The sequence below is a fragment of the Burkholderia sp. YIM B11467 genome, from assembly GCF_052952715.1.
Map to the genome: position 1 here is coordinate 17,250 of NZ_JBQVSQ010000006.1, position 25,826 is coordinate 43,075.

Here is a 25,826-nt window from a genome sequence, read left to right on the forward strand (position 1 = left end):
GAGCGACGGCGCCGCTCGACGCGGCGCCCCAAGGTCAATGTTTGCGGGGAGCAGGCGCCGCCGGTGCGGCACCGCCCGTCGGGCTGCGCATGAAGCGGAAGAACTCGCTGTCGGGATCGACGACGATGATGTCGTTGCGCTTGAACGTATTCCGGTAGGCCTGCAGGCTCGCGTAGAACTGATAGAACTGCGGATCGCGGCCGAACGCATCGGCGGCAATCGACGCGGCCTTCGCGTCACCCTCGCCCTTGATCGTCTGCGCGGACTTGTACGCGTTCGCGAGCACAGCCTGCTGTTCGCGTTCGGCATCGGCCTTGATCTGCTCGACGTCGGCCGCGCCTTCCGCACGCACCTGCGCCGCCTGATCGCGCAGCGCGCCGATCATCCGCTGATAGACCGCGTCCGTCTGCGCAGCCGGCAGGTCCACGCGCGTCAACTGAACGTCGACCACGTCGACGCCGAAACCGGATGCCTTCTCCTTCGCCGCGTCGCGGGCCGCATCGGCGATCGCGCGCTGGCCGCCGAGCGCGTCGTCGAGCGCGTGCTTGCCGAACGCGTCACCGAGTGCGCTCTTCAACACGCCAGCCAGGCGGTCGGTGGCCGCCGCCGGATCGCCGCCCGTCGCGGTGAAATACTTCATCGGATCGCTGATCCGGTATTTCACCGCATACGCGACGAGCAGGTCGTGCTTGTCTTCCGTGGCCAGTTGCAGCGGGTCGGACGACTCGAGCGATTGCAAGCGCGTATCGATCAGCGTGGCCGTCTGCAGCGGCGGCGGCAGTTTGAAATGGATGCCGGGGCCCGCGAGTTCGGGCTGCGCGCCGTCGCGGCCCGACAGCACGGCCGCATGGCGCGGATCGACGGTGAGGACCGTCGAGGACGCCGCAAAGGCAACGATCACGATTGCGACGACGAGCGCAATGATTCGGTTCATGTTCTGCGCTCCCGTTACTTCAGATCGTCTTCGCGCGACCGGCTGCGAAACGCTTCGCGCGATCGCAGCACGTCACTGCCCGACGCCGCGGCGGCCGGTGCCGCGCTGGCGGATGCGGCGGCTGCCGGCGCGACGGCCGCCGGTGCCGACGCCGCATCGGGCGCGGATGCGCCGGTGGATGCCGCGGCGTTTTGCCGCCCCTGCTCGACGAGCTTGTCGAGCGGCAGATACACGACGCTGTTGCCGCCCTTGTTGCCGACGAACACCTTCGTCGCGTTCGAATAGATTTCCTGCATCGTCTCGAGGTACATCCGCTCGCGAATCACTGCAGGCGCCTTCGAGTATTGCGCGTAGACCTGCTTGAAGCGGTCGGCATCGCCGTCGGCTTCCGTGACCACGCGATCGGCATACGCCTTCGCTTCGTCGACGAGCTTCGCGGCATCGCCCTGCGCCTTCGGCAGCAGGTCGTTTGCGTACGCCTGCGCGGCGCGCTTCGCGGCCTCGCGCTCGTCGCGCGCCTTCGCGACTTCGGCGTAGGCGGCCTGCGTCTGTTCGGGCGCCGCGACGCTTTGCATCGTGACGGCCGTCACCTCGAGCCCCGACTGGTAGCGGTCGAGATCACGCTGGATCGCGGCGGAAAGCTGCTCGCGCAGCGCGTCGCGGTCCTGGCTCAGCACGTCGGCCGCGCTGCGCGTGCCGACGATCGCGCGCACCGCGGCCTGTGCGGCCTGCGATACGCTGCGCTCCGGATCGACGCTGCGGAACAGGTAATCGGTCGCGGAACGGATCCGATACTGGACGATGAAGCGCACGTCGACAATGTCGGCATCGCGCGTCAGCATCGCCGCTTCCTTCACGTTCGCGAGGCGCACGACGTTGTTGCGGCCGATCTCGATCGAGCGCACCTGCGACGTATCGACGATCTCGTGCGACGCGAACGGATACGGCGCGCGCCAGTGCACGCCCTGCCCGACCGTGCCCGACAGCTTGCCGAGCTGCAGCACGACGCCGGTCTGGCCTTCCTGCACGACGAACAGCCCGCTGCCTGCATAGACCGCGACCAGTACGCCAATCACGATGCCGACGCCGACCCGCGCGGCCCGCCCGTTGTCGGGACGGAAGCCGTTGCCGCCCTTGCCGCCGAAAAGGCCGCTCAGGCGCCGGTTGAAGTTGCGCCACATCTCGTCGAGATCGGGCGGACCATCACCGTCGCCGCTTTGCGGGCGCTTCGATTCGTTCGCACGGGGGCGGGATCCGTCTTTGCCATTGCCTTCGCCGCGTCCCCAGCGGGGATCGTTGATCGACAGCAAGGCGCGCATCCGCCGCCAGGTACTCCGCTCGTTGTATTCGTTCACCAGAGTTTGTTCACCAGATTAGACGCCGGCGTACCGGCCGGGACCGGTTAGCGCCCGTGTTCGGAAATCGTGTGGTCTTCGTGTGGTTCAGCGGACGCGCCGTCGAGCGGCATCGCGCCGGACAGGTGTTCCGCGGAGGCGATCTCGGCGATGGCGGCACGCAACGCGTCAAGACCCTGACCGGTGCGCGCGCTCAAAAAGACGCGCGAAATATTACCATACTCGTCCCGCTCAACCGCGTCGCCGCGGGCCGCCAGCTCAGGCACGGCGTCGATCTTGTTGAAGACCAGCACCTGCCGGATCGTGTCCGCGCCGATCTCGTGCAACACGCCGTTGACCTGCTCGATCTGTTCGAGCCGCACTGCACTCGACGCATCGACCACGTGCAGCAGCAGATCCGCGTGGATCGTTTCCTCGAGGGTCGCGCGGAATGCAGCGACGAGCTGGTGAGGCAGTTCGCGGATGAACCCGACCGTATCGGACACGACGATCTGGCCGACCTCGTCGCCAAGGTACACGCGCCGTGACGTCGTATCGAGCGTCGCGAACAGCTGGTCGGCCGCATATGCCTGCGCCTTCGTCAACGCATTGAACAGCGTCGACTTGCCCGCGTTCGTATAACCGACGAGCGACACCGACATCGTGCCGCTGCGCGCGCGCTGCCGGCGTTGCGTGCTGTGTTGCCGGCGCAGCCGGTCGAGCCGCGACTTCAGCATCTTGATCCGCTCGCCGATCAGCCGGCGGTCGGTTTCGAGCTGGGTTTCGCCAGGACCGCGCAGGCCAATACCGCCCTTTTGCCGCTCGAGGTGGGTCCATGCGCGAATGAGTCGCGTCGACAGGTATTGAAGCTGCGCGAGTTCGACCTGCAGCTTGCCTTCGTGGCTGCGGGCACGCTGCGCGAAGATGTCGAGGATGAGGCTCGTGCGATCGATCACACGCCTGTTAAGTGCCCGCTCCAGATTGCGTTGCTGGGCCGGCGCCAGTGCGTGGTTGAAGATGACGAGTTCGGCGTTGTGCGCGTCGCAGGCAAGCCGCAGTTCTTCGGCTTTGCCGCTGCCGATGAACATCGCGGCATCGGGACTGGAGCGACGACCCGTGAGGGTGACGGCGGGATGGGCCCCCGCGCTGGAGGCGAGAAGACTGAGTTCTTCGAGACTGGCTTCGAAATCGGTCTTGCCGAAATCGATGCCGACGAGCGCTGCGTTGATCAAATTATCAGGTGTCAAGATAAGGCGGCTGGCATCGGTCGCTCGCGGCGACCGGATGCCGGCCGCTGCGATAGGTTAGGACGTAGCTTCCGCGTCCGGGTGGAAATTCACCGGGCGCGCCGGCACGACCGTCGAGATGGCGTGCTTGTAAACCATCTGGGTCACTGTATTACGGAGCAACACGACGTACTGGTCGAACGATTCAATGTTCCCTTGGAGCTTGATGCCATTGACGAGGTAGATCGAAACGGGAACGTGCTCTTTGCGCAGTGCGTTCAAAAACGGGTCTTGTAACAATTGCCCTTTGTTGCTCATGGCGTACTCCATCTTTTTTTGCAGGTTGATCTGGATTGGCGGCGAAGAAAAAGAGATCCGGCGCCAATCGCTACACTATAGCCGATTTTGCCTGCCCCGCCCGGGGCGTAGGCCTTGCGGCCTATCCCTTGCGGGGCGTGCTTCAGCCCTTGTCCGCGTACGGGTTGTTCGACGAACGGAACTCTATGCGCAATGGAGTCCCGATCAGTGAGAAAGTTTCGCGGAACCGGTTTTCCAGGTAGCGCTTGTACGTTTCCGTCACCGCGTCGAGCGCGTTTCCGTGGATGACGATGATCGGCGGATTCTGGCCGCCCTGGTGCGCGTAGCGCAGCTTCGGACGCACCGGGCCGCGACGGCGCGGCTGCTGGAACTCGACAGCCTCGATCAGCGCGCGCGTGAGCTTCGGCGTCGGCAGCTTCGCCATCGCCGCCGCGTACGCGTCATCGACCGAGCGCATCAGCGTGCCGATGCCCGTCTTCTTCGTCGCCGAAATGAAGTGCGATTTCGCGAAGTCGAGGAATTTCAGCTTGCGGGTCAAATCCGCTTTCGCACGATCGCGCGCGTGGTCGTCGAGCCCGTCCCACTTGTTGACGCCGATCACGAGCGCGCGGCCCTGCTCGACGACGAAGCCGGCAATGTGCGCGTCCTGGTCGGAGATGTCCTGCTGCGCATCCAGCAGAAGAATGACGACGTTCGCATCCGAGATCGACTGCAGCGTCTTCACGACCGAGAACTTCTCGATCGCTTCGAACACCTTGCCGCGGCGCCGCAGGCCGGCCGTGTCGATCAACGTATATTTCTTGCCGTTACGCTCGAAGTCGACATAGATCGAATCGCGCGTCGTGCCCGGCATGTCGAACGCGATCACGCGGTCCTCGCCGATCAGCGCGTTCACGAGCGTCGACTTGCCGACGTTCGGACGGCCGACGATCGCGATCTTGATGCCGCGCGACGGGTCGTTCTCGTCCTCTTCCGCCGGACGGTCCGCGTACGCGACCTCCAGCGCCTCGTTGATCATGTCGGTCACGCCGTCGCCGTGCGCGGCCGAGATCGCGCGCGGGTCGCCGAGCCCGAGTTCGTAGAACTCGGACGCAACCGACGTGTACTTCATCCCCTCGGCCTTGTTGACGACCAGGAAGATCGGCCGGCCGGTCTTGCGCAGGTAGTCGGCGATCGACTTGTCTTGCGGCGCGAGTCCGTTGCGGCCGTCGACAATGAACACGACGACGTCGGCTTCCTCGACGGCCTGGCGCGTCTGGCGCGCCATCTCGTGCAGGATGCCGTCCTTCGCGACGGGCTCGAAGCCGCCCGTATCGACGACCAGGTACGGCCGCTCGCCCGTCCGCCCCTCGCCGTAATGGCGATCGCGTGTCAGGCCCGGCAAGTCGGCGACCAGCGCATCGCGCGAACGCGTGAGCCGGTTGAACAGCGTGGATTTCCCCACATTGGGGCGCCCAACGAGGGCAATGACCGGTTTCATCTGTGTTTTCTACGGTGAAGCGCAGCAGCGGGAGGCCCGCTGCTGCGGGCGGCTGCGCTGAATGAAAATATCACGAATTCGCGCAGCGCCGGATGCGCGCGCCGGGCGCACGTTGCGCGCCGTCGTCTTTCGTCTCGAACTGCCTTTCAAATACCGAGCGGCCGGGAACACCGGCCGCCTTCAAATCGCCCGGCCCGGGCGCGCGGGACAAGCCCGCCGCGCCACGGCCGCGCAGGTTTCCTGCTCGTCAGCGCGGACGGAACCCGTACAGGCCGCCGTCCTTCGTCTGCACGACGAGCGTATTGCCCGCGAGGACCGGTGCCGCCGTGATCGCGCTGCCGTCGGTCTTCATCCGGGCGATGAAGCTGCCGTCTTCGCGCGACAGGAAATGCACGAAGCCCTGGTAATCGCCCATCACGACCGCATGCCCGAGCAGGTACGGCACGCCGACGTCACGGCTCTTCAGCTTGTCGTTGCGCCAGAGCTGGTTGCCGGAGGCCGCGTCGTACGCCGTCACGACCGACCAGTCGTCGCCGCCGGCGACAACCGAATCGTCCTGCGCAAGACCGCTGCGGCTCGAGAACGCCTTTTCCCACAGCGGGCGGCCCGAGTTCGCATCGAAGCAGCCGAGCTGACCCTGGAACGTCACCGCGCAGGCTTCCGCGCCCACGAGTGTCGGCGGGCCGCTGACGTCGTTGATGCGCTCGACCTCGGTCACCCCTTTCGGGAACGACACGGGCGTTTGCCAGAACGGGTCGCCCGACTGCAGGTTGATCGCGACGAGGCCACCGCCGGGGAAGCCCGCCAGCACCGCCGCGTCGCCCGCGAACGTCATGCCGGCCGACACGCGCAGGTTCAGCGGTACCGCGCGGTTGCGGTAGTTCCACTTCTGCTCGCCCGTCTGCGCGTTGAACGCGATCACCTGGCCATCGATCGTGCGGACAACCACGAGGCCGTTGCCGACGAGCGGCGGCGAGAAGATCTCGCCCTGCACGCTGGTCTTCCACAGTTGCTTGCCGTCCGGGCCCAGCACGAACACGCCGCCCTTCAGCGCGCCGACCGCGGTCAGGTTGCCGTCGCTGCCGACACCGGCCGACAGGTCGGAGTCGACCTTCGAGCGCCAGATCGTCTGGCCCGTCTTCGCGTCGATCTTCTCGACCGAACCGTTTTCGCCCGCCGCATAGACGGCGTCGCCCACGGCCACCGGCGAGAACAGGTAGCGCCCGCCCTTGCCGACGCTCGCCTTCCAGACCTGTTGCACGTCCATGACGGGCTTGAACTCGGTGAGCGGCGTCGGCACGCGGCGCGCGTCCTTCGACGACGAGCAGGCCGCCAATGCGAGGACAGCCGCCGCGCAGGCGACGGGCACAGCGTAACGTTTCAGCAAATTCATCGGTTAGCGAAGCAGAGTTAAGAGGTTGAGGGGACCGGGGTTCAGCCGCCGAGTGCGTCCAGCTTGAACTGTACGAGCTGGCGTGCAGACTGGTCGTCCTTCGACAGGCCGTCGAGCGCGAGCTTGTAAGCGGCGCGCGCATCGTCGGTCTTGCCTTGCGCGGCAAGCAGATCGCCGCGGCGATCGGCCACGAGGCCCTTGAATGCATCGACCGGCGTACCCGACAGCAGCGTGAGGCCCGCGTCGTACGCCTTCTCGTCGAGCAGCAGCGATGCGAGACGGAGCTTCGCGATCTGCTTGTACTCGTCGTCCTTGGCGTGATCGACGGCCCATTGCAGCTGCGCCTTCGCGCCTGCCGCGTCGCCTGCCGCGTACAGCACCTTCGCGGCGGAGAGCGCCGTCATCTGTGCATACGGCGTGCTGCTGAACTTGTCTTCCATGTCGGCAGCCGCGCGAGCCATCGTCGCCTTGTCGTTCGCGGCGGCGGCCTTCTGGACCTGCTCGTACAGCCCGGACGCCTCGGCAGCCTGACGCCGCTGCCAGTAGTTCCAGCCGTTGAAACCGGCCGCGACGACGAGCGCTGCGAGCACGATCCACGTGGTGAGGTTGCCCCAGCGGGCCCACCACGCCTTCAGACTTTCAATCGATTCTTGTTCGTCGTGATAACTCATCGGCGAGCGTTTCCTTCCTGTTCAGGCTTTTCTTGTCGAGCGGATGCCAGCGCGATCAGTCGTCGCCGTCTTCGGCGGATGCAACCATCGCATTGATTAGGAATTCGGTCAAGCTTTCGACCGGTACGGTCTGCTGAACGTTCTTTTCCCCTTCTTCGCCCGCACCGCGCAGCGCTTTCACGCCCACCGTGCCGTTCGCGACCTCTTCTTCGCCGAAGATCACCGCGAACGCGGCGCCGCTTGCGTCGGCCCGCTTCATCTGCGACTTGAAGCTTGCCGTCGCGCCGTCGGCGCTGCAGTGGAAGATCACGTCGAGGCCCGTGTCGCGCAGGCGCTCGGCAGCGATGAACGCTTGTTCGCGCGCGGTCTCGCCCTGGTGCACGACATACACGTCGACACCTTCCTGCTCGGGCGCAAGATCCTCTTCCTTCAGCAATTCGAGGATACGCTCGATGCCCATCGCCCAGCCACACGCGGCGGTCGGCTTGCCGCCGAGCTGCTCGATCAGCGGATCGTAGCGGCCGCCGGCCGCGACCGTGCCCTGCGCGCCGAGCTTGTCGGTCACCCACTCGAACACGGTCAGGTTGTAATAGTCGAGGCCACGCACGAGGCGCGGGTTGATCTTGAACGGAATGTTGTTCGCGAGCAGCAGGCGCTGCAGCCCGTCGAAGTGCGCACGCGATTCGTCGCCGAGGAAGTCGATCAGCTTCGGCGCGTTCTGCGCGATCTCCTGCAGCGCGGGATTCTTCGTGTCGAGCACGCGCAGCGGGTTCGTATACAGGCGGCGCTTCGCATCCTCGTCGAGCACGTCGGCAAACTGCTCGAGGTACTTGATCAGTTCGACGCGGTGCGCGGCGCGCTCTTCAGCGAGGCCGAGCGAGTTGATCTCGAGCTTGATGCCGGTCAGGCCGAGGTCGTCCCACAGGCGCTGGCACATCATGATGATCTCGGCATCCGCATCGGGACCCGCGAAACCGAGCGCCTCGACACCGACCTGGTGGAACTGGCGATAGCGGCCGCGCTGCGGGCGCTCGTGGCGGAACATCGGGCCGATGTACCACAGGCGCTTCGGGCCGTCGTACAGCATGTTGTGCTCGATCGACGCACGCACGACGGCCGCGGTGTTTTCCGGGCGCATCGTCAGGTTCTCGCCGTTCAGCGCGTCGGTGAAGCTGTACATCTCCTTCTCGACGATGTCCGTGACTTCGCCGATGCCGCGCGTGAAGAGCTGCGTATGTTCGACGATCGGCGTGCGGATGTTCTGATAGCCGTAGGCGCGCAGCAGCGATTTCACCGTGGCTTCGAAGAACTCCCAAAGACCGGCATCCTGCGGGAGGATGTCGTTCATGCCCTTGACGCCGGCGAGCTTCTCGATCTTGCGTTTCTGTTCAGTCATCGTGTGTGTGGACGAATTAATTCAGGGCCTCGGTGCGGCCGTAATTGCGTGCGACGTAGTCGCTGACGATCTGCTGGAATTCCTCGGCGATCCGCTCGCCGCGCAGCGTCTTGACCTTCTCGCCGTCGATGAAGACGGGCGCGGCCGGGTTCTCGCCCGAACCCGGCAGGCTGATGCCGATGTTCGCGTGCTTCGATTCGCCCGGGCCGTTGACGATGCAGCCCATCACCGCGACGTTCATCTTCTCGACGCCCGGATACTCCTTGCGCCACGCGGGCATCTGCTCGCGCAGGTAGGTCTGGATTTGCATCGCGAGTTCCTGGAACAGCGTGCTCGTCGTACGGCCGCAGCCCGGGCACGCGATCACCATCGGCGCGAACGAGCGCAGGCCCATCGTCTGCAGGATTTCCTGGCCGACGATCACCTCGCCCGTGCGCGACGCGCCCGGTTCCGGCGTCAGCGAGATGCGGATCGTGTCGCCGATCCCTTCCTGCAGCAGCACGCCGAGCGCGGCCGTCGATGCGACGATGCCCTTCGAGCCCATGCCGGCCTCGGTCAACCCGAGGTGCAGCGCGAAGCCGCAGCGGCGGCCGAGTTCGCGGTAGACGGCGATCAGGTCCTGCACGCCGCTGACCTTGCACGACAGGATGATGCGGTCGCGGCCGAGGCCCAGCTCGACCGCACGCTCGGCCGAGCCGATCGCCGACTGGATCAGCGCCTCGTACATCACGCTCTGCGCGTCCCACGGCTGCGACCGCGCGCCGTTCTCGTCCATCATGCGCGCGAGCAGATCCTGGTCGAGGCTGCCCCAGTTCACGCCGATGCGCACGGGCTTGTCGTACTTGGCCGCGGCTTCGATCATCTGCGCGAACTGCGTATCGCGCTTCGCGCCCTGGCCGACGTTGCCGGGATTGATCCGGTACTTCGACAGCGACTCCGCGCAGCCCGGGAAATCGCGCAGCAGCAGATGGCCGTTGTAGTGGAAATCGCCGACGAGCGGCACGGTCACGCCCATCCGGTCGAGCTGCTCGCGGACCGCCGGCACGGCGGCCGCGGCCTCCGGCGTGTTGACCGTGATGCGCACCAGTTCGGAGCCCGCATTCGCGAGTTCCTTGATCTGGATCGCCGTGCCGATCGCGTCGGCCGTATCGGTATTCGTCATCGACTGCACGCGCACCGGCGCGGTGCCGCCAATCGTCACGAGCTGCCCGCCCCAGCGGACATCCACCGCATGCGATACGCGGCGCGGCTGATGCCCGCCGAACACCGGCTCGGTTGAACAAATCTGACTGTTGCGTGGGGATTGAGCTTCGGATTGCATCGATAGATCCATTTACGCGGAATGCGCCGCAACGCAGCGCATGAATTGAAAAAGCGCCGTGCCCTCACGGCCTGCCGATATCGACGACAGGCCTTCGCCACGGCGCTTGACGTCAGGGCAACGTGAACCGCGCCACATTACCCCGCGCTGCCGAATATTTTGCCGGATCGACAGGTTTTCCGTCGAACGCGACCGCGTCGAGGCCTGCCTTGTTGCCGATCGTGACCTTGAACGGCCCGTCGCCGGCGACCTGCTTCGTCTCGCCGGCCCGCACCAGCGCCGAGAACAGCTCCTTGCCGTTCTTGTCGCGCACGCTGAACCAGCAATCCTGCTTGACCTTCAGTTCGACCATCGACTGGCCTGCCGCAACCACGACGCTCGCCGGCTCGGCCGGCGCGGCGGCGCTCGCCGCCGTCGTCGTTGCCACGACGGGCTGCGATGCAGGCGCCGTCACGGCCGGTGCCGCGGGCGCCGGGACAGCGGATGCAATCGCCTGCACGGCGGTTGCGGACGCCGAAGCCGGGGTCGGAACGTCATTGGCGACCACCGCCGACGCGCCGCTCGCGGCCGCATCGTCAACGGACGACGAAGACGCAGCCGGCGCGCTCGCGGCCGACGCATGCTCCGTGTCACCGCCCTTGAAGCGCGCGAGCAGGCTCGACGAATCGCCGCCAGTGTGCCACATCAGTACGGCAACCACCGCGACGACGACGATCGCCGTTCCCCACAGCCACGGGTGGTGACGCGACGAGCCGCCCAGCGGAATCGACACGCGGCCGCGCGGCAGATCCGTCCCGGACGACGCAGGCATCGACAGGTCGACTTCCGGCACCCCGCGCTCACGGCGCAACGCCTGCGCGAACGGTTCCGGATCGACGCCGAGCATCTTCGCGTAGCTGCGCACGACACCGAGCGCGAACGTCACGCCCGGCAAATGGCTGATGTCGCCAGCCTCGAGCGCCCGGAGCTTCTGCGGTGCGACCTTGAGTCGCGCCGACACGTCGTCGACCGTCCAGCCCTTCGTCTCCCGAAGCTGCGCCAGCCGGCTGCCGACCGCCGCCAGCGATTCCAGTCCCGCCGGTGCCGGCTTCGCGGCATTCGTCTCTGCGCCGTTAGACGGCTGCGGCTCACTCATCCTTGTCCTCGCGTCGATTCTTCTTCACTGGCGGCCGCCGCCGGCTTCCACCGGCCGGCACCCGCAACTGTCCATACCATGCGCGGCGCCGTGGCGCCGCGACCGATCGCTGTTCGCGTGTTGTACTGCCAAAAGGTTCGGGCATCCCCGGACAGGCACCCCCGACTAGGCGTCCCCGTCAAATTGCCCGAACTTCGATGATTTTTGCTGCTGCGCCCGTTCGTTCCGCGAGGCGCGTGCGGTCCTTCACCGCGCCGGCCAGCTGGCCGCACGCGGCATCGATATCGTCGCCGCGCGTCTTGCGCACGGTCGTGACGACACCCGCGTCGATGAGGATCTGTGCAAAGCGCTTGATCTGCTCCGACTTCGAGCGGAGGAGGCCCGATTCCGGAAACGGATTGAACGGAATCAGATTGAACTTGCACGGCACGTCACGCGTGACGGCCAGCAATTCGCGTGCATGCGCTTCGGTGTCGTTGACGCCGTCCAGCATGCAGTATTCGAAAGTAATGAAGTCACGCGGCGCGACTTTCAGATAGCGCTGGCACGCAGCCATCAGCTCGCGGAGCGGGTACTTCTTGTTGAGCGGCACCAGCTCGTCGCGCAGCGCATCGTTCGGCGCGTGCAGCGAAACGGCCAGCGCGACCGGCAACTCGGCGCCGAGGCGGTCCATCATCGGCACCACGCCGGACGTCGACAGCGTGACGCGGCGGCGCGACAGGCCGTACGCGTTGTCGTCGAGCATCAACCGCATCGCGGGCACGACCGCGCTGTAATTCAGGAGCGGCTCGCCCATGCCCATCATCACCACGTTGGTGACGACCCGTTCGGCCTTGCCGTTCGGGCCGGGCGCGCGGCCCAGCGACGCTCGCAATGCAAATTCGGCCATCCGTAGCTGGCCGATGATTTCGGCTGTCGACAGGTTGCGGGAGAAACCCTGCTTGCCCGTCGAGCAGAAGCGGCAGTTGACCGCGCACCCGGCCTGCGACGACACGCACAGCGTGCCGCGCGTCTCTTCCGGGATGAACACGGTTTCGACCGCATTGCCGTTTCCGACGTCGATCAGCCACTTGCGCGTGCCGTCGGTGGAAACGTGATCGCTGGCGATATCCGGCATCACGATCGACGCGCGGCCCTTGAGCTTTTCTCTCAAGGACTTCGCGAGATCGGTCATGCCGTCGAAATCGCCGGCGTTGTACTGATGGATCCAGCGCTGCAACTGCTTGGCGCGGAACGGCTTCTCGCCCAGGCTGCCGCAGTACGCGACAAGACCCTCGGCATCGAAGTCGAGAAGATTGACGGAAGTTTCGCTCGTCATGATGTGCTGCCTTGCCGCGTGCGCTGAATCCTGCCTACTTGCTGTCAGCCAGGGCTTAACGCGAGTAAACGTTCATTTCCGGGAAGAAGAACGCGACTTCGACGGCAGCCGTTTCAGCTGCGTCCGAGCCGTGCACGGCGTTCGCGTCGATGCTGTCTGCGAAGTCGGCGCGGATCGTGCCCTGTTCCGCCTTCTTCGGATCCGTTGCGCCCATCAGGTCGCGGTTCTTCAGGATCGCGCCTTCACCTTCCAGAACCTGGATCATCACCGGGCCCGAGATCATGAAATCGACGAGGTCCTTGAAGAACGGACGCGCTGCGTGAACCGCGTAGAACTTCTCTGCGTCAGCACGCGACAGGTGTGCCATGCGCGATGCGACGATCTTCAGGCCGGCGCCTTCGAAACGGCTGTAGATCTGGCCGATCACGTTCTTTGCCACAGCGTCCGGCTTGATGATCGACAGGGTGCGCTCGATTGCCATAAAAACTCCAAAAAATTAAGAAGTTACAGGTTCAAATGAATCCGCTATTGTAGCACGATCCCGTGTATCATTGCGATTGAACCCTTACACATGTGAAAGGTTCCGAATCCATATGTTTTGCGCCGTGCAGCCATTGAAACCTCCCGGCGCGGAACGTATCTTAGCCATAGCTGCTCCGGTTTGCTGCGCCGCACACCGCGCGCGCCGAACCGGCCCCGGACGCCCATGCGTTCAATGTTAGGAGAAACCATGAACGACTATCCGTACAATTTCGGCCGTGGCGGTTCCGTCAGCACCGCCGAGGTTCGCAACCGCGTGCTGCGGAACACGTACTGGCTGCTCGCGCTGTCGATGGTGCCGACCGTGCTGGGCGCCTGGGTCGGCGTCGCGACGGGCTTCTCGCTGTTCGCGGCCACGAGTCCGATGATGAGCCTGCTCGCGTTCTTCGCGATCGCGTTCGGCTTCATGTTCGCGATCGAGCGGACGAAAAACAGCGCGGCCGGCGTGTTCGTGCTGCTCGGCTTCACGTTTTTCATGGGCCTGATGCTGTCGCGACTGCTGAGCTTCATCCTCGGCTTCTCGAACGGCCCGTCGCTGATCATGCTCGCGTTCGGCGGCACCGGCATCATCTTCGCCACGATGGCGACGATCGCCACGGTCAGCAAGCGTGATTTCTCGGGGCTCGGCAAGTGGCTGTTCATGGGCGTGATCGTGATTCTGCTCGCATCGGTCGCGAACATCTTCCTGCAACTGCCGGCGCTGATGCTCACCGTGTCGGTGCTCGCGATCGCGATCTTCTCCGCGTACATGCTGTTCGACGTCCAGCGTGTCGTGAACGGCGGCGAGACGAACTACATCTCGGCGACGCTCGCGATCTACCTCGACCTGTACAACGTGTTCACGAACCTGCTCGCGCTGCTCGGCATCTTCGGCGGCAACCGCAACTGACGTTCGCCACGCACCATGAAAAAACCGGCCTGATGGCCGGTTTTTTTACGTCTGCCGCCCGGCTCAGTCGCGCTCGAACAGCGCGATCGATTCGACGTGCGACGTATTCGGGAACATGTTCACGACACCGGCACCCTTCAGCCGGTAGCCGGCCTCGTGCACGAGCAGGCCCGCGTCGCGCGCAAGCGTCGACGGGTTGCACGACACATAGACGATGCGCTTCGGCAGCGGGCCTTCACCGCTCTGCGCGATCTCGGCCAGCGCCTTCGACACCGCGAGCGCACCTTCGCGCGGCGGGTCGATCAGGTACTTGTCGAATGCGCCGAGCGCGCGGAGGTCGTCGCCCGTCACTTCGAACAGGTTCCGGCACGCGAACGTCGTATGGCCGTCGACGCCGTTCTCACGCGCGTTCGCCAACGCACGCGTCGTCAGCGTGTCGCTGCCCTCGATGCCCATCACTTCGCGCGACAGGCGCGCGAGCGGCAGCGTGAAGTTGCCGATCCCGCAGAACAGGTCGAGCACGCGGTCGTCGCGCGACGGCGCGAGCAGGCGCAGCGCGCGGCCCACCAGCACGCGGTTGATCTGATGGTTGACCTGCGTGAAGTCGGTCGGCTTGAACGGCATGCGGATGCCGAATTCCGGCAGCGTGTAGTCGAGCGACACGTCGAGCGGATAGAACGGCGTCACCGTGTCTGGGCCTTTCGGCTGCAGCCAGAACTGCACCTTGTGCTCGTCCGCGAACGCGCGCAGCAATGCTTCGTCGTCCGTGTTGATCGGCTCCAGCACGCGCAGCACGAGCGCCGTGACCTCCGAGCCGACCGCCAGCTCGATCTGCGGCATCCGATCGCGGATCGACAGCCCCTCGACGAGCCGGCGCAGCGGCACGAGCATCGCCGACACGTGCGGCGGCAGCACTTCGCAGCTCGTCATGTCGGCCACGTAGCTGCTCTTCTTCTCGTGGAACCCGACCAGCACGCCGCCCTTCTTCACCACGTTGCGCACGGTCAGGCGCGCACGGTAGCGATAGCCCCACGACGGGCCGTGGATCGGCGCGAACATCGTTTCCGCGCGCAGCTTCGCCAGGTGCCACAGGTTGTCCTCGAGCACACGCTGCTTGACCGCCACCTGCGCGCGCATGTCGAGATGCTGCATCGAGCAGCCGCCGCAGGTACCGAAGAACTTGCATTTCGGCTGGGTGCGCATCACGCTCGGGCGCAGAATATCGACAACCGTCGCCTGCTCGTAGCTCGGCTTGCGGCGGTAGCTCGAATAGGTCACGCGCTCGCCCGGCAGCGCCCCCTCGACGAAGATGACCTTGCCCGGCTCGCCGTCCTCGGTGATCGTGCGGCCGACACCGCGCGCTTCCATGTCGAGCGATTCGATCTCGAGAACCGGGGCGATCCCGGGCGCGACGGGCGCATTTTTCGATTTGCGCGCAGAAGTGGGGACGGCTTCGGACACCAGCTTTTCCTGACAAACGTTGAAGAAGGCGAGATTGTAGACGACGAAAGCCCGCATCGGCCGCTTTGCATGGGGCAAGCGTCGACACTTAAGCATAGACGGCCCTGCATCGCGCCGGAACGGCCGGGCGGGCGGCTCAGGCAGGCCCGCGGCCGGCGGGCCGCAGCGCCAATCGGGAGCGGTGCGCGGCCCGGCATCCGCGCGGCAGGAGATTCGACCATGCGACTGATCGACTGGAACATCCAATGGGGCCGGGACGCGGACGGCGTCGTCGACCTTTCGCACACCGTCGCGGCGATCCGCCGGCTCGGCGATTTCGACGTGCTGTGCCTGCAGGAAGTCACACGCGGCTTCGGCGCACTGCCCGGCCGGCCCGGCCCCGACCAGTTCGCCGAACTCGCGGCGCTGCTGCCCGGCTACACGATCGTCGAAGCCATCGGCGCCGACCTGCCGGCCATCGAACCCGGCGCACCGCGTCGCCAGTTCGGCAATGCGATCGCGACCCGGCTGCCGATCGGGCGCGTGCTGCGCCAGTTGCTGCCGTGGCCGGCCGATGCCGACGCGCCGTCGATGCCGCGCGTCGCGCTCGACGTCGAGTTGCAGGCGCCGTTCGGCCCGTTGCGCGTGGTCACCACGCATCTCGAATACTATTCGGCGCGCCAGCGGCTGGCGCAGGTCGACGCATTGCGCGACCGGCATCGCGAAGCCTGCGCGCATGCGGAACAACCGGCGCCCGCCGAAACCGCCGAGGGGCCGTTCAGTGCGACCGACCAGCCGCGCGACGCAATCGTCTGCGGCGATTTCAACAGCGCGTTCGGCAGCGACGCATATCGGCGCTTCCTGGAACCGATCGCCGACGCCCCGTACTTCGTCGACGCATGGGCCGCGCAGCATCCCGGCAGCACGCCGCCGCCGACGGCGGGCGTCTACGATACGGTGCAATGGTCGGAGGGGCCGCTGGCGTGCGACTTCGTGTTCGTGACCGACACGCTGCTGCCGCGCATCACGCGGTGCGAGATCGACGGCGCTACGCGCGCATCGGACCACCAGCCGGTGCTGCTCGAACTCGCTTGATCGCGCGGGCCGGCGGCGGCGCCGCCCGCACTACGCGTCGAAACCGGCCAGGTATTCGGCCCAGTGCGACGCCGGTTCCAGCGCGAGCGCGTTCTTCACGAGCAGGATCTCGTCCGCATACTCGCTCGGCGTCAGGCCGCCGCGCATCAACTGGAACCGGCAGTACAGCAGGTACGTATTGACGACGTCGGTCTCGCAATAATTGCGGATCTCCTCGATTCGCCCTTCCCGGAACGCCGGCCACACCTGGCTGCCGTCCATCCCGAGCTTGCCCGGAAAGCCGCACATCTTCGCGAGCGCGTCGAGCGGCGCGTTCGCGCGCGCCTGATACATCGCGAGCACGTCCATCAGGTCGGTGTGCCGCGAGTGATAGCGCGAGATGTAGTTGTTCCACTTGAATTCACGGTCGTCCTCGCCGAGATCCCAGTAGCGGGTCGCGGGAATGCCGTGCACGAGCGCGCGGTAATGGAGCACCGGCAGATCGAAGCCGCCGCCGTTCCACGACACGAGCTGCGGCGTGTATTTCTCGATCACGCGATAGAACGACTGGATCAGCGTCGCTTCGTCGTCCTGCGACGTGCCGAGCGAGCGTACGCGAAAACCATTGTTGTCGCGGAACACGCATGAAATCGCCGCGATGCGCTGCAGGTGGTGCGGCAGGAAATCGCCGCCGGTCTTCTCGCGTCGTGCGGCGAACGCATGTTCGGCCACCGCGGCATCGTCGAGCGTCGCGGGCAGGTCTTCCAGACGGCGAATGCCGTCGACATCGGGGATCGTCTCGATGTCAAAAACAAGAATCGGAGTCATCAGTTACAGAACGGCGTCCTTGCGCACGCCGTTGGAGGCAAAGAACCGCTTGAGGCGCACCAGCGCTTCCTGCTGGATCTGCCGCACGCGCTCGCGCGTGAGCCCCATCTCGTCGGCCAGCTCCTCGAGCGTCGCCGGTTCGATGTGGTTCAGGCCGAAGCGGCGCTCGATCACGTGCCGATGCTTGTCGGACAGCCGTGACAGCCAGGCACGCGTCAGCGTCTCGAGTTCGCGGTGCTGCACCTCGGCGTCGGGCGACTGGCTCTGGTCGTCGGGCAGCAGATCGAGCAGGCTGCTCGCGGGATCGAGATCGAGCGGCGCATCGAGCGACGCCGTGTGCTCGTTCAGCGCGAGGATGTCGGTGACTTCCTCGGCGGTCTTGCCGGTGAGGTAGGCGATGTCGTCGATGCTGGCTTCGCGGCGCTCGGCCGCCTCGCCCGTCGACATCGAATTCTTTTCGAGGTGGCGCTTCGCGCGCAGCACCTGGTTCAGTTCGCGGATCACGTGCACGGGCAGGCGCACCGTGCGGGCCTGGTTCATGATCGCCCGCTCGATGCTCTGCCGGATCCACCAGGTCGCATAGGTCGAGAAGCGGAAACCGCGCGTCGGGTCGAATTTCTCGATCGCGTGCATCAGGCCGAGATTGCCCTCCTCGATCAGGTCGAGCAGCGGCACGCCGCGATTCAGATACCCCTTGGCGATACTGACGACGAGACGCAGGTTGCGTTCGATCATCACCTGCCGCGCCTCGAATTCGCCGGCCTTCGCGAGACGGGAATAGCGCTGCTCCTCCTCGACGGTCAGCAGCGGCTTCACGCTGATGCGGTTCAGGTAATGCTGGATCGTGTCGGCCGTGAGTTCGGCCTGCAGCAGCGTGCGGAAATCGTCGACCTCGGGCGATACTTCCGAGCGGCCTTCGCGCTCGTCGTCGCCACCGTCCGCCTCGACGTCGCGTGCCTCGAGGTCACGCTCGTTTTCCGCGACGTCGTCTTCGTCGTCCGTCGAAGCGCCAGCTCGCCCCACCGATGCTTGCGTGGCACGACTGATCTTCTCAGACTCGGCTTGCGGCTCGTGGCGCTTCGATTTCGGCATGGTCGTCTCGGTTATTGAGGCGGCAAATACTTCAGCGGATCGACAGGCTTACCCTGCCGGCGAACCTCGAAATGCAGCATCACGCGGTCGGCATCGCTATTACCCATCTCGGCGATCTTCTGCCCCTTCGTTACCGCGTCCCCCTCTTTTACCATCAAAGCGCGATTGTGTGCATACGCCGTGAGGTAAGTTGCATCGTGTTTGATGATAATGAGGTTGCCGTAGCCGCGCAGGCCGTTGCCCGAGTAGACGACGCGGCCGTCGGCCGCCGCCTTCACGGCTTCGCCGGCCGTGCCGCCGATGTTGACACCCTTGTTCTTCGCGTCGTCGAACCCGTTCAGCACGGGGCCGCGCGCGGGCCACGCGAACGTCACGGGGCCGCTCGGGGCTGCCGCCGTGTCGCTCGATCCGGTGGCCGCGGCCGGCGGCGTCGCGAGCGTGGACGACGTGCCGGCAGCCGGCGTCGCGGGGCCGCTGCTCAGCGGCGCGGTTGCGACGCCTGCGCCGGTGATCGGCGCGGCAACCGGTGCGCCCGCAGCCGGTACGCCCGCAACCGCGGCGCCGCCCGGCGGCGCGACGCGCAGCAGCTGGTCGACTTCGATCTGGTTCGGGTTCGCCAGGTTGTTCCACGTGGCGATGTCGCGATAGTTCTGCCCGTTCTCGAGCGCAATCCGGTACAGCGTGTCGCCCGGCTTCACACGGTAGAAGCCAGGAGGCGGCGGGCCGAGCGGCACCGCGGGCTGCGCGGTGGCGGACGTGCCGAGCGACCCGGAGCGGTCGACGACGGGCGCGTTGTCGAGCCGCGTCGCACACGCGGCCAGTAGGGTGGAGAACGCTGCCACACAGATCGCGCGCTGGGCGAGCGTGAGCGGTTCCCTGGATCGGTTGTTTTGCATCGCGCGCAACATACTCATCGGTTTCAAATCACTCCGGATTTTAAAGGGACAAAGAAAACGCGATCAAGCCGTGACTCTCGCCATTGCGCGTGCGCGACGCGCTCGACGAGGGTGAGCACCTGGTGCTGCCCACTCTGCGCGCCGACCGGCGCGACGAGCCGCCCGCCGATCGCGAGCTGCTCGAGCAGCGCCTGCGGCACGTCGAGCCCCGCCGCCGCGATCACGATCGCGTCGAACGGGGCCGCGGACGGCAGGCCGACACGCCCGTCGCCGTAGTGCAGACGGATGTTCGGCACGCGCAGCGGCCGCAGGTTCAGCTTCGCGCGCTCGTACAGCGGCTTGATGCGTTCAATCGAATACACGTCGCGTGCCACGTGGCTCAGCACGGCGGCCTGATAGCCGCAGCCCGTGCCGATCTCGAGGACGCGCTCGAGTGTGCGGCCGGCCATCGCGAGCTCGATCATGCGCGCGACGACCGACGGCTTTGAAATTGTCTGCTGGTGGCCGATCGGCAACGCGGAATCCTCGTAGGCCTGCGTCGCGAGCCCCGGATCCACGAACAGGTGGCGCGGCACCGCGGCCATCGCCTCCAGCACGCGCGCGTCGGTCACGCCATTCGCGCGCAGCCGTTCGACCATCCGCTCGCGCACACGTTCCGACGTGAGCGCGAACGCGCCGGCCGGCGCGACGCTCAGCGCCGCCGGCTTCGGCAGCGCGGGCTTGAGTGCGGTCGGCTTCGGCGCGGTCGCTGGCTTCGCGGCGGCGGGACCGGGCAGCGTCGTTCGCACGGCGGCCGGCTTCACCGCAACCGGTTTCAGCACGGTCGCGGGCTTGTCGGCGGCCTTCGGCTTCGCGGCTGCCGCATGGCGATCGCCGGCCCGACCTTCCGACTTGCGTGGCGCTCGTTTGAGATCCTCGAGCGCGAGCGGGAACCGCTTCGCGCGCTCGCCGCTCATGAAGCCCGCCCTCCGGCGCGCGCCCATTCGCGCGTCGCGGGCAACATCTGCGTATGCGTGAGGTCGAGCTGCAGCGGCGTGATCGACACGAAACCGTTTGCGACGGCGTGGAAATCGGTGCCTTCGCTCGCGTCCAGCGCCTCGCCCGCCGCACCGATCCAGTAGACCGGCTCGCCGCGCGGGTCGGTCTGGCGAATCACCGGCTGCGACGGATGACGCTTGCCGAGGCGCGTGACCTTCCAGCCTTTCAGTTCGTCGTACGGCAGGTTCGGAATATTGACGTTCAGCAGCGGCTGACCCGGCAGCGGATGCGCGAGCGTGTGCTCGACGATTTCCGCGGCGACGCGCGCGGCGTCCGCCAGATGGGCCCAGCCCTTGTCGGCCAGCGAGAATGCGATGGCCGGAACGCCGAACATGATGCCTTCGGTGGCCGCTGCAACTGTCCCCGAATAGAGCGTGTCTTCGCCCATGTTCTGGCCGTTGTTGATCCCCGACACAACGAGATCCGGCTTGGCGTCGGTCATCCCCGTCAACGCGACGTGCACCGAATCGGTCGGCGTGCCGTTCACGTAGAAGAAACCCGTACCCGTCGCGCGCTGCACCGACAGCGGCCGCGACAACGTCAGGGAATTCGACGCGCCGCTGCAGTTCTGCTCGGGCGCGATCACCGTGAGTTCGGCCAGCGGCCGCAGCGCTTCGCTGAGCGCGGCGAGACCGGGGGCAAGATAGCCGTCGTCGTTGCTGAGTAGGATTCGCATCCGGCGATTGTAACCGAGGAAAGATGGCGCGAGAGCGACAGTCCGGCGGCCGCGGATGGACGGCGCACGCATCCGCGCACGGTGCGCCGCCGCATTGCGCGGCGGCGTTCTGCGCTCAGATCGCGCCCGCGTCGCGCAGTGCGGCAATCGCCTGCGCGTCGTAGCCGAGGCCGCGCAGCACCTCGTCCGTATGTTCGCCGAGCTCGGGCCCGAGCCAGCGCGTTTCGCCCGGCGTGTCCGACAGCTTCGGCGTGATGTTCGGCAGCGGAATATCGGTGCCGTCGGCCAGCTTGAAGCGCTGGATCATCTGCCGCGCGACGAACTGCGGATCGGTGAACATGTCGGCGGCACTGTAGATGCGCCCGGCCGGCACGTCGGCCGCGTTGAGCACCACGAGCGCGTCGTCGATCGTGCGCGGCGCGAGCCACGCGGCGATCGCGTCGTCGATCTCCTGCGTGCGCGGCACGCGTCCGTCGTTCCGTGCGAGCGCGGGATCGTCGGCGAGGTCGTCGCGCTCGATCGCCTTCATCAAGCGCTTGAAGATCGGGTCGCTGTTGCCGCCGATCACGATGCTGCCGTCGCGGCACGCATAGGTATTCGACGGCACGATGCCCGGCAGCGACGCACCGGTGCGCTCGCGCACCATCCCGTACACGCCGTATTCGGGCACCACGCTTTCCATCATGTTGAATACGGCTTCATACAGCGCAACGTCGACCACCTGCCCCGCGCCGCCATTGACCTTGCGGTGATGGAGCGCCATCAGCGCGCCGATCACGCCGTGCAGCGCGGCGATCGAATCGCCGATCGAGATGCCGATGCGCGGCGGCGGCAGATCGGGATATCCGGTGATGTGGCGCAGCCCGCCCATCGATTCGGCGATCGCGCCGAAGCCGGGCCGGTCGCGATACGGGCCCGTCTGCCCGTAGCCGGACAGGCGCACCATCACGAGGCCCGGGTTGTCGGCCGACAGCACGTCGTAGCCGAGCCCGAGCTTTTCGAGCAGGCCCGGACGGAAATTCTCGATCACGATGTCGGCCTCGCCCGCGAGCTGTCGCGCGATCGCCTTGCCGGCTTCGGATTTCAGGTTGAGCGTGACCGATTTCTTGTTGCGCGCCTGGACGGACCACCACAGCGACGTGCCGCCCTGCTCCGGATGGAGCTTGCGCCACTTGCGCAGCGGGTCGCCGCCGTTCGGATCCTCGATCTTGATCACTTCCGCGCCGAATTCGGCGAACAGCCGCGACGCGAACGGCCCCGCGATCAGCGTTCCGAATTCGAGCACTTTGACGCCCGCGAGCGGGCCCTGGCTGGTGCTCATGTGTCTCCCTGGCATGAGGAACGGCGCCGCCCGCGGGCGGCGCCCGGCTTACATCGTGCGGCGGTCGAGCATCGCGCGGGCGATGGTGCCCGCGTCGACGTATTCGAGCTCGCCGCCCACCGGCACACCGCGCGCGAGGCGGGTGACCGCGAGCCCGCGCGCCTTCAGCGTCTGGCCGAGGTAGTGCGCGGTGGCTTCGCCCTCGTTCGTGAAGTTGGTCGCGAGCACGACTTCCTTGACGATGCCGTCGGACGCGCGCCGCACGAGGCGGTCGAAATGGATTTCCTTCGGGCCGATCCCGTCGAGCGGGCTCAGCCGCCCCATCAGCACGAAATACAGCCCGCGGTAAGTCATCGTCTGCTCGAGCATGATCTGATCGGCAGGCGTCTCGACGACGCACAGCAGCGTCGGATCACGCTCCTCGTCGCTGCAGACCTCGCAGATCTGCGCTTCGGTGAAGGTGTTGCACTTCTCGCAGTGCTGCAGGTGCTCGGTCGCGAACAGCAGCGACCGGCCGAGCCGCTCCGCGCCCTCCCGATCGTGCTGCATCAGGTGAACCGCCATGCGCTGCGCGGATTTCGGCCCGACGCCGGGCAGCACGCGCAACGCTTCGACGAGAGCGGACAGGGCGGACGGCTGTTTCATACGGCGGCAAAAAGTGGCACGGACGCTGCGCTCAGAACGGCAGCTTGAAGCCCGGGGGCAACGGCAGACCCGACGTCATGCCGCTCATCTTTTCCTGCGACGTCGCTTCGGCCTTGCGCACGGCGTCGTTGAACGCAGCCGCGACGAGATCCTCGAGCATGTCCTTGTCGTCCGCGAGCAGGCTCGGATCGATCGACACGCGACGCACTTCGTTGCGGCACGTCATCGTTACCTTGACGAGGCCGGCACCCGACTGGCCTTCGACTTCGATCAGCGCAAGCTGCTCCTGCATCTTCTTCATGTTTTCCTGCATTTGCTGCGCTTGCTTCATCAGTCCGGCGAGGTTGCCTTTCAACATGGGAATACTCCTTCTTGATCGTGTGAAAACCGGCACGCGGCGCGTGCCGGCCAATGTGTGGGCGTGATTGTGCCTGTCGGGGCGCGGTCAGTTCAATGCAGCGTCGGCGGCGGGCCGTCCGACGCCGAATCGGCGAGCGGACGCACCGAACCCTCGACGACGCGCGCACCGAAGTCGCGCACGAGCTGCTGGACGAACGGATCGCCGTGAATCTCCTGCTCGGCCTCGCGCTGGCGTGCCGCGCGCGCGGCCGCGTCGAGTGCCGCCGCGGTGCGCCGTGCGGGCCCGACCTCGACGGCCACCTCGACCGGCTTGCCGAGCGCGTCGGCCAGCGCGGCCTTCAGCTTCGCTACCTGTGCGGCGTCCGCATACTGCGGCACCGGCACGGAAAGTTTCAGCGTCGTCGCATCGACGGCAGTCAGTTCGCTGTTGAACGCGAGCTGGTACGCGACGCCCTTGAGCGGCAGCCGTGCGGCCAGCGCCGGCCAGTCGCCGTCGAAGCCGACCGGATCGAGTGCGATCGCGGGCGGCAACGGCCGCGTGTCGACCGGTGCGGACGGACGGGCTTCCACCGGATTCGGCGTCACGCGCACATCGTCGGGACCGCTGTCGAACACCGGTACGAAGCCATCGTCGGGCGGGCCGCCGAACATCTCGTCGGCGCTGAGCGGCACGTAGTCGTCCGGCGGGATGTCTTCCCACGGCGGCGAGGCCTGGCGCGAATCCGCTGCCTGCGGCGCACGGGCGGCAGCGCGCGGCGTCGGCACCTGGACGGCAGGTCGCGGCGCGGCCGGTTTCTCGGCGGCCGGCTGGGCAGCCGGTTTGGGTGCAGCGCCTGCGCGCCCGCGGTCGGACGACACGCGCATCCCTGCATTGCGCAACACGTCGAGCGCGGCGGCAGCACCGCCTGCGCGCGCGGACGGACGCGCGGCCGGTTCGGGCGGCGCAGCGCGCGGCGCCGGTGCGGCAGGCGTTGCCGGTTCGTCGTTTCGCTGTGCAACGGCAACGGCAGCAGCGGCAGGCGGCTCGGATTCCTTGCGGGCGGGCGGCGGTGTATCGCCGGCCGGCGCCGCAAACGGCGCCGTATTCGCTTCCGGCTGCGGCGTTTCGATAACCTGCGCTTCAACCGTGGCCGGCGCGGACGCCTGGACGGCAGCCGGCTTCACGGCCGGCTGGCCTGCTGTATCGCCGGACAGCGCCGGCGCCGGTGCCGGTGCTGAACGCGCAGCCGGCGCAGCGGGTGCAGCCGGTGCGGCAGCCTGCGCACGTACTGCTTCAGCGGGTGCGGCCGATACCGGCTTCGCCGCAGCGGCCGATGCGGCAGCGCGCGGGCCCGGCACGGCACGCGGCACGGACGGCTGGCCGCCCGGTGCACTGCCGGCGGCAACGGCCGGCTCGAATGCGAGCATCCGCAACAGCGTCATCGTGAAACCGGCGTACTCGTCCGGCGCAAGGCCGAGTTCCGCGCGTCCAACCGTCGCGATCTGATAGAACAGCTGAACCTGTTCGGGGCTCAGCGTCTCCGCGAAGCGGCGCAAGTCGGTCGCTTCCGGCCATTCGTCGAGCACCGAGCCCGGCGCGAACTGCGCCCAGGCGATCCGGTGCAGCAGGCTCGCGAGATCCTGCAGCGCGGTCGAGAACGACAGGCTGCGCAGCGACATCTCGTCGGCAATCGCGAGGATTTCCGGGCCGCTGCCGGCCGCCAGCGCGTCGAGCAGGCGCACCATGTAAGTCTGGTCGAGCGCGCCGAGCATGCCCGACACGGCCGACTCGGTCACCTCGTTCGCCGAATAGGCGATCGCCTGGTCGGTGAGGGACAGCGCATCGCGCATGCTGCCTTGCGCGGCGCGTGCGAGCAGTCGCAGCGCCTGCTGCTCGAAACTGATCTGCTCTTCGCCGAGGATCCGCTCGAGATGCGACACGATGTGCCCGGCCGGCATCTGCTTCAGGTTGAACTGCAGGCAGCGCGACAGCACGGTGACGGGAATTTTCTGCGGATCGGTCGTCGCGAGGATGAACTTGACGTGCGGCGGCGGCTCTTCGAGCGTCTTCAGCATCGCGTTGAACGCGTGATTCGTCAGCATGTGCACTTCGTCGATCATGTAGACCTTGAAGCGCGCATCGACGGGCGCGTACACCGCGCGCTCGAGCAGCGCGGCCATCTCGTCGACGCCGCGGTTGCTCGCGGCGTCCATTTCGACGTAATCGACGAAACGGCCCTCGTCGATCTCGCGACAGGCACGACACACGCCGCACGGCTGCGACGTGACGCCGGTTTCACAATTGAGTGCCTTCGCGAAGATCCGCGACAGCGTCGTCTTGCCGACACCGCGGGTTCCGGTAAACAGATAGGCGTGATGGAGACGCCCGCCGTCGAGCGCGTGCGTGAGCGCCCTGACAACGTGCTCCTGGCCGACGAGCGAAGCGAAATCCTTCGGACGCCACTTGCGTGCGAGAACTTGATAGGTCATCGGGAAATTGTATCAGTAACGTTGCGTCGCGC

At 66.6% G+C, this 25,826-nt stretch carries 24 protein-coding genes; 2 read left to right on the forward strand and 22 right to left on the reverse strand.

The features are described 5' to 3' along the window. Positions 1 to 34: 34 nt before the first annotated feature. The 12 genes from hflC to ndk form a co-directional block, all read right to left on the reverse strand. Positions 35 to 934 (reverse strand): protease modulator HflC, encoded by a 900-nt coding sequence (hflC, locus tag ACTRWB_RS20980; protein WP_446903123.1) that lies wholly within the window; start codon positions 932 to 934, stop codon positions 35 to 37. Positions 935 to 948: 14 nt separating this feature from the next. Then, the gene (gene hflK / locus ACTRWB_RS20985) at positions 949 to 2,289 is read right to left on the reverse strand and encodes an FtsH protease activity modulator HflK (RefSeq protein ID WP_129512272.1); all 1,341 of its coding nucleotides are present in this window, start codon (positions 2,287 to 2,289) and stop codon (positions 949 to 951) included. A 47-nt stretch (positions 2,290 to 2,336) separates the two neighbouring features. After that, positions 2,337 to 3,500 carry a GTPase HflX gene (hflX, locus tag ACTRWB_RS20990; protein ID WP_193099478.1) on the reverse strand — a complete coding sequence of 388 codons (1,164 nt, stop codon included), beginning with the start codon at positions 3,498 to 3,500 and terminating at the stop codon, positions 2,337 to 2,339. 72 nt (positions 3,501 to 3,572) lie between these two features. Further along, positions 3,573 to 3,812 (reverse strand): RNA chaperone Hfq, encoded by a 240-nt coding sequence (hfq, locus tag ACTRWB_RS20995; RefSeq protein ID WP_047901242.1) that lies wholly within the window; start codon positions 3,810 to 3,812, stop codon positions 3,573 to 3,575. Positions 3,813 to 3,954: 142 nt separating this feature from the next. Then, positions 3,955 to 5,292, reverse strand: coding sequence for a ribosome biogenesis GTPase Der (gene der / locus ACTRWB_RS21000; protein ID WP_048246912.1), 1,338 nt, complete (start codon positions 5,290 to 5,292; stop codon positions 3,955 to 3,957). Between the two features lie 247 nt (positions 5,293 to 5,539). Further along, a complete protein-coding gene (bamB, locus tag ACTRWB_RS21005; RefSeq protein ID WP_048246911.1) occupies positions 5,540 to 6,685 on the reverse strand; it encodes an outer membrane protein assembly factor BamB in 1,146 nt (381 codons plus the stop codon). 41 nt (positions 6,686 to 6,726) lie between these two features. Further along, positions 6,727 to 7,356, reverse strand: a complete 630-nt coding sequence (locus tag ACTRWB_RS21010) for a tetratricopeptide repeat protein (RefSeq protein WP_193098504.1) — start codon at positions 7,354 to 7,356, stop codon at positions 6,727 to 6,729. Positions 7,357 to 7,411: 55 nt separating this feature from the next. Continuing rightward, positions 7,412 to 8,752, reverse strand: a complete 1,341-nt coding sequence (gene hisS, locus ACTRWB_RS21015) for a histidine--tRNA ligase (protein WP_129512275.1) — start codon at positions 8,750 to 8,752, stop codon at positions 7,412 to 7,414. 16 nt (positions 8,753 to 8,768) lie between these two features. After that, on the reverse strand, positions 8,769 to 10,073 hold the full coding sequence (gene ispG / locus ACTRWB_RS21020) for a flavodoxin-dependent (E)-4-hydroxy-3-methylbut-2-enyl-diphosphate synthase (protein WP_343492264.1): 1,305 nt from the start codon (positions 10,071 to 10,073) through the stop codon (positions 8,769 to 8,771). Between the two features lie 112 nt (positions 10,074 to 10,185). Next, positions 10,186 to 11,208, reverse strand: a complete 1,023-nt coding sequence (locus ACTRWB_RS21025) for a helix-turn-helix domain-containing protein (protein WP_446903124.1) — start codon at positions 11,206 to 11,208, stop codon at positions 10,186 to 10,188. 178 nt (positions 11,209 to 11,386) lie between these two features. Continuing rightward, entirely contained in the window at positions 11,387 to 12,526 is a 1,140-nt protein-coding gene (rlmN, locus tag ACTRWB_RS21030; RefSeq protein WP_193098506.1) for a 23S rRNA (adenine(2503)-C(2))-methyltransferase RlmN, read from the reverse strand. A 55-nt stretch (positions 12,527 to 12,581) separates the two neighbouring features. Further along, complete coding sequence (gene ndk / locus ACTRWB_RS21035; protein WP_047900843.1) at positions 12,582 to 13,007, reverse strand: nucleoside-diphosphate kinase; 426 nt, start codon at positions 13,005 to 13,007, stop codon at positions 12,582 to 12,584. Positions 13,008 to 13,256: 249 nt separating this feature from the next. Here ndk and ACTRWB_RS21040 point away from each other — a divergent pair, with 249 nt between their 5' ends. Beyond that, positions 13,257 to 13,955 (forward strand): Bax inhibitor-1/YccA family protein, encoded by a 699-nt coding sequence (locus ACTRWB_RS21040; protein ID WP_006484459.1) that lies wholly within the window; start codon positions 13,257 to 13,259, stop codon positions 13,953 to 13,955. Between the two features lie 63 nt (positions 13,956 to 14,018). Here the strand turns inward: ACTRWB_RS21040 and rlmD are convergent, their stop codons facing one another. Further along, on the reverse strand, positions 14,019 to 15,473 hold the full coding sequence (gene rlmD / locus ACTRWB_RS21045; protein ID WP_446903125.1) for a 23S rRNA (uracil(1939)-C(5))-methyltransferase RlmD: 1,455 nt from the start codon (positions 15,471 to 15,473) through the stop codon (positions 14,019 to 14,021). 162 nt (positions 15,474 to 15,635) lie between these two features. On the opposite strand from rlmD, the gene ACTRWB_RS21050 reads away from it, so the two are divergent. Further along, positions 15,636 to 16,490 (forward strand): endonuclease/exonuclease/phosphatase family protein, encoded by an 855-nt coding sequence (locus ACTRWB_RS21050; RefSeq protein ID WP_446903126.1) that lies wholly within the window; start codon positions 15,636 to 15,638, stop codon positions 16,488 to 16,490. Between the two features lie 30 nt (positions 16,491 to 16,520). Here the strand turns inward: ACTRWB_RS21050 and ACTRWB_RS21055 are convergent, their stop codons facing one another. From ACTRWB_RS21055 to ACTRWB_RS21095, 9 genes are all read right to left on the reverse strand, one after another. Continuing rightward, the gene (locus tag ACTRWB_RS21055) at positions 16,521 to 17,297 is read right to left on the reverse strand and encodes a 3'-5' exonuclease (protein WP_446903127.1); all 777 of its coding nucleotides are present in this window, start codon (positions 17,295 to 17,297) and stop codon (positions 16,521 to 16,523) included. Positions 17,298 to 17,300: 3 nt separating this feature from the next. Beyond that, on the reverse strand, positions 17,301 to 18,389 hold the full coding sequence (gene rpoS, locus ACTRWB_RS21060; RefSeq protein WP_129512281.1) for an RNA polymerase sigma factor RpoS: 1,089 nt from the start codon (positions 18,387 to 18,389) through the stop codon (positions 17,301 to 17,303). An 11-nt stretch (positions 18,390 to 18,400) separates the two neighbouring features. Further along, positions 18,401 to 19,303, reverse strand: coding sequence for a peptidoglycan DD-metalloendopeptidase family protein (locus tag ACTRWB_RS21065; protein ID WP_446903128.1), 903 nt, complete (start codon positions 19,301 to 19,303; stop codon positions 18,401 to 18,403). 5 nt (positions 19,304 to 19,308) lie between these two features. Then, on the reverse strand, positions 19,309 to 20,241 hold the full coding sequence (locus tag ACTRWB_RS21070; RefSeq protein ID WP_446903129.1) for a protein-L-isoaspartate(D-aspartate) O-methyltransferase: 933 nt from the start codon (positions 20,239 to 20,241) through the stop codon (positions 19,309 to 19,311). Then, entirely contained in the window at positions 20,238 to 20,999 is a 762-nt protein-coding gene (gene surE / locus ACTRWB_RS21075) for a 5'/3'-nucleotidase SurE (protein ID WP_446903130.1), read from the reverse strand. The genes ACTRWB_RS21070 and surE overlap by 4 nt, the downstream gene beginning before the upstream one ends. Positions 21,000 to 21,114: 115 nt before the next feature. Further along, on the reverse strand, positions 21,115 to 22,320 hold the full coding sequence (locus tag ACTRWB_RS21080; protein WP_343492256.1) for a CaiB/BaiF CoA transferase family protein: 1,206 nt from the start codon (positions 22,318 to 22,320) through the stop codon (positions 21,115 to 21,117). 48 nt (positions 22,321 to 22,368) lie between these two features. Further along, positions 22,369 to 22,965, reverse strand: coding sequence for a recombination mediator RecR (gene recR / locus ACTRWB_RS21085; protein WP_034181272.1), 597 nt, complete (start codon positions 22,963 to 22,965; stop codon positions 22,369 to 22,371). Between the two features lie 31 nt (positions 22,966 to 22,996). Next, positions 22,997 to 23,323 carry a YbaB/EbfC family nucleoid-associated protein gene (locus tag ACTRWB_RS21090; RefSeq protein ID WP_006482124.1) on the reverse strand — a complete coding sequence of 109 codons (327 nt, stop codon included), beginning with the start codon at positions 23,321 to 23,323 and terminating at the stop codon, positions 22,997 to 22,999. 92 nt (positions 23,324 to 23,415) lie between these two features. Continuing rightward, positions 23,416 to 25,794: a DNA polymerase III subunit gamma/tau gene (locus ACTRWB_RS21095; protein WP_446903131.1), complete on the reverse strand. Its 2,379-nt coding sequence runs from the start codon at positions 25,792 to 25,794 to the stop codon at positions 23,416 to 23,418. Positions 25,795 to 25,826 lie beyond the last annotated feature (32 nt).

Bases quoted from the DNA above. Each gene is read 5' to 3' on its own strand.
- ispG (WP_343492264.1), bottom strand. From the start codon at position 10,073: ATGCAATCCGAAGCTCAATCCCCACGCAACAGTCAGATTTGTTCAACC.
- hflC (WP_446903123.1), bottom strand. From the start codon at position 934: ATGAACCGAATCATTGCGCTCGTCGTCGCAATCGTGATCGTTGCCTTT.
- ACTRWB_RS21055 (WP_446903127.1), bottom strand. From the start codon at position 17,297: ATGACTCCGATTCTTGTTTTTGACATCGAGACGATCCCCGATGTCGAC.
- ACTRWB_RS21070 (WP_446903129.1), bottom strand. From the start codon at position 20,241: ATGAGCGGCGAGCGCGCGAAGCGGTTCCCGCTCGCGCTCGAGGATCTC.
- ndk (WP_047900843.1), bottom strand. From the start codon at position 13,007: ATGGCAATCGAGCGCACCCTGTCGATCATCAAGCCGGACGCTGTGGCA.
- rlmD (WP_446903125.1), bottom strand. From the start codon at position 15,473: ATGCGGGCTTTCGTCGTCTACAATCTCGCCTTCTTCAACGTTTGTCAG.
- bamB (WP_048246911.1), bottom strand. From the start codon at position 6,685: ATGAATTTGCTGAAACGTTACGCTGTGCCCGTCGCCTGCGCGGCGGCT.
- rlmN (WP_193098506.1), bottom strand. From the start codon at position 12,526: ATGACGAGCGAAACTTCCGTCAATCTTCTCGACTTCGATGCCGAGGGT.
- ACTRWB_RS21010 (WP_193098504.1), bottom strand. From the start codon at position 7,356: ATGAGTTATCACGACGAACAAGAATCGATTGAAAGTCTGAAGGCGTGG.
- hisS (WP_129512275.1), bottom strand. From the start codon at position 8,752: ATGACTGAACAGAAACGCAAGATCGAGAAGCTCGCCGGCGTCAAGGGC.
- der (WP_048246912.1), bottom strand. From the start codon at position 5,292: ATGAAACCGGTCATTGCCCTCGTTGGGCGCCCCAATGTGGGGAAATCC.
- ACTRWB_RS21090 (WP_006482124.1), bottom strand. From the start codon at position 23,323: ATGTTGAAAGGCAACCTCGCCGGACTGATGAAGCAAGCGCAGCAAATG.
- ACTRWB_RS21040 (WP_006484459.1), top strand. From the start codon at position 13,257: ATGAACGACTATCCGTACAATTTCGGCCGTGGCGGTTCCGTCAGCACC.
- rpoS (WP_129512281.1), bottom strand. From the start codon at position 18,389: ATGCCGAAATCGAAGCGCCACGAGCCGCAAGCCGAGTCTGAGAAGATC.
- ACTRWB_RS21025 (WP_446903124.1), bottom strand. From the start codon at position 11,208: ATGAGTGAGCCGCAGCCGTCTAACGGCGCAGAGACGAATGCCGCGAAG.
- ACTRWB_RS21050 (WP_446903126.1), top strand. From the start codon at position 15,636: ATGCGACTGATCGACTGGAACATCCAATGGGGCCGGGACGCGGACGGC.
- ACTRWB_RS21095 (WP_446903131.1), bottom strand. From the start codon at position 25,794: ATGACCTATCAAGTTCTCGCACGCAAGTGGCGTCCGAAGGATTTCGCT.
- ACTRWB_RS21065 (WP_446903128.1), bottom strand. From the start codon at position 19,303: ATGAGTATGTTGCGCGCGATGCAAAACAACCGATCCAGGGAACCGCTC.
- hfq (WP_047901242.1), bottom strand. From the start codon at position 3,812: ATGAGCAACAAAGGGCAATTGTTACAAGACCCGTTTTTGAACGCACTG.
- surE (WP_446903130.1), bottom strand. From the start codon at position 20,999: ATGCGAATCCTACTCAGCAACGACGACGGCTATCTTGCCCCCGGTCTC.
- recR (WP_034181272.1), bottom strand. From the start codon at position 22,965: ATGAAACAGCCGTCCGCCCTGTCCGCTCTCGTCGAAGCGTTGCGCGTG.
- ACTRWB_RS21080 (WP_343492256.1), bottom strand. From the start codon at position 22,320: ATGAGCACCAGCCAGGGCCCGCTCGCGGGCGTCAAAGTGCTCGAATTC.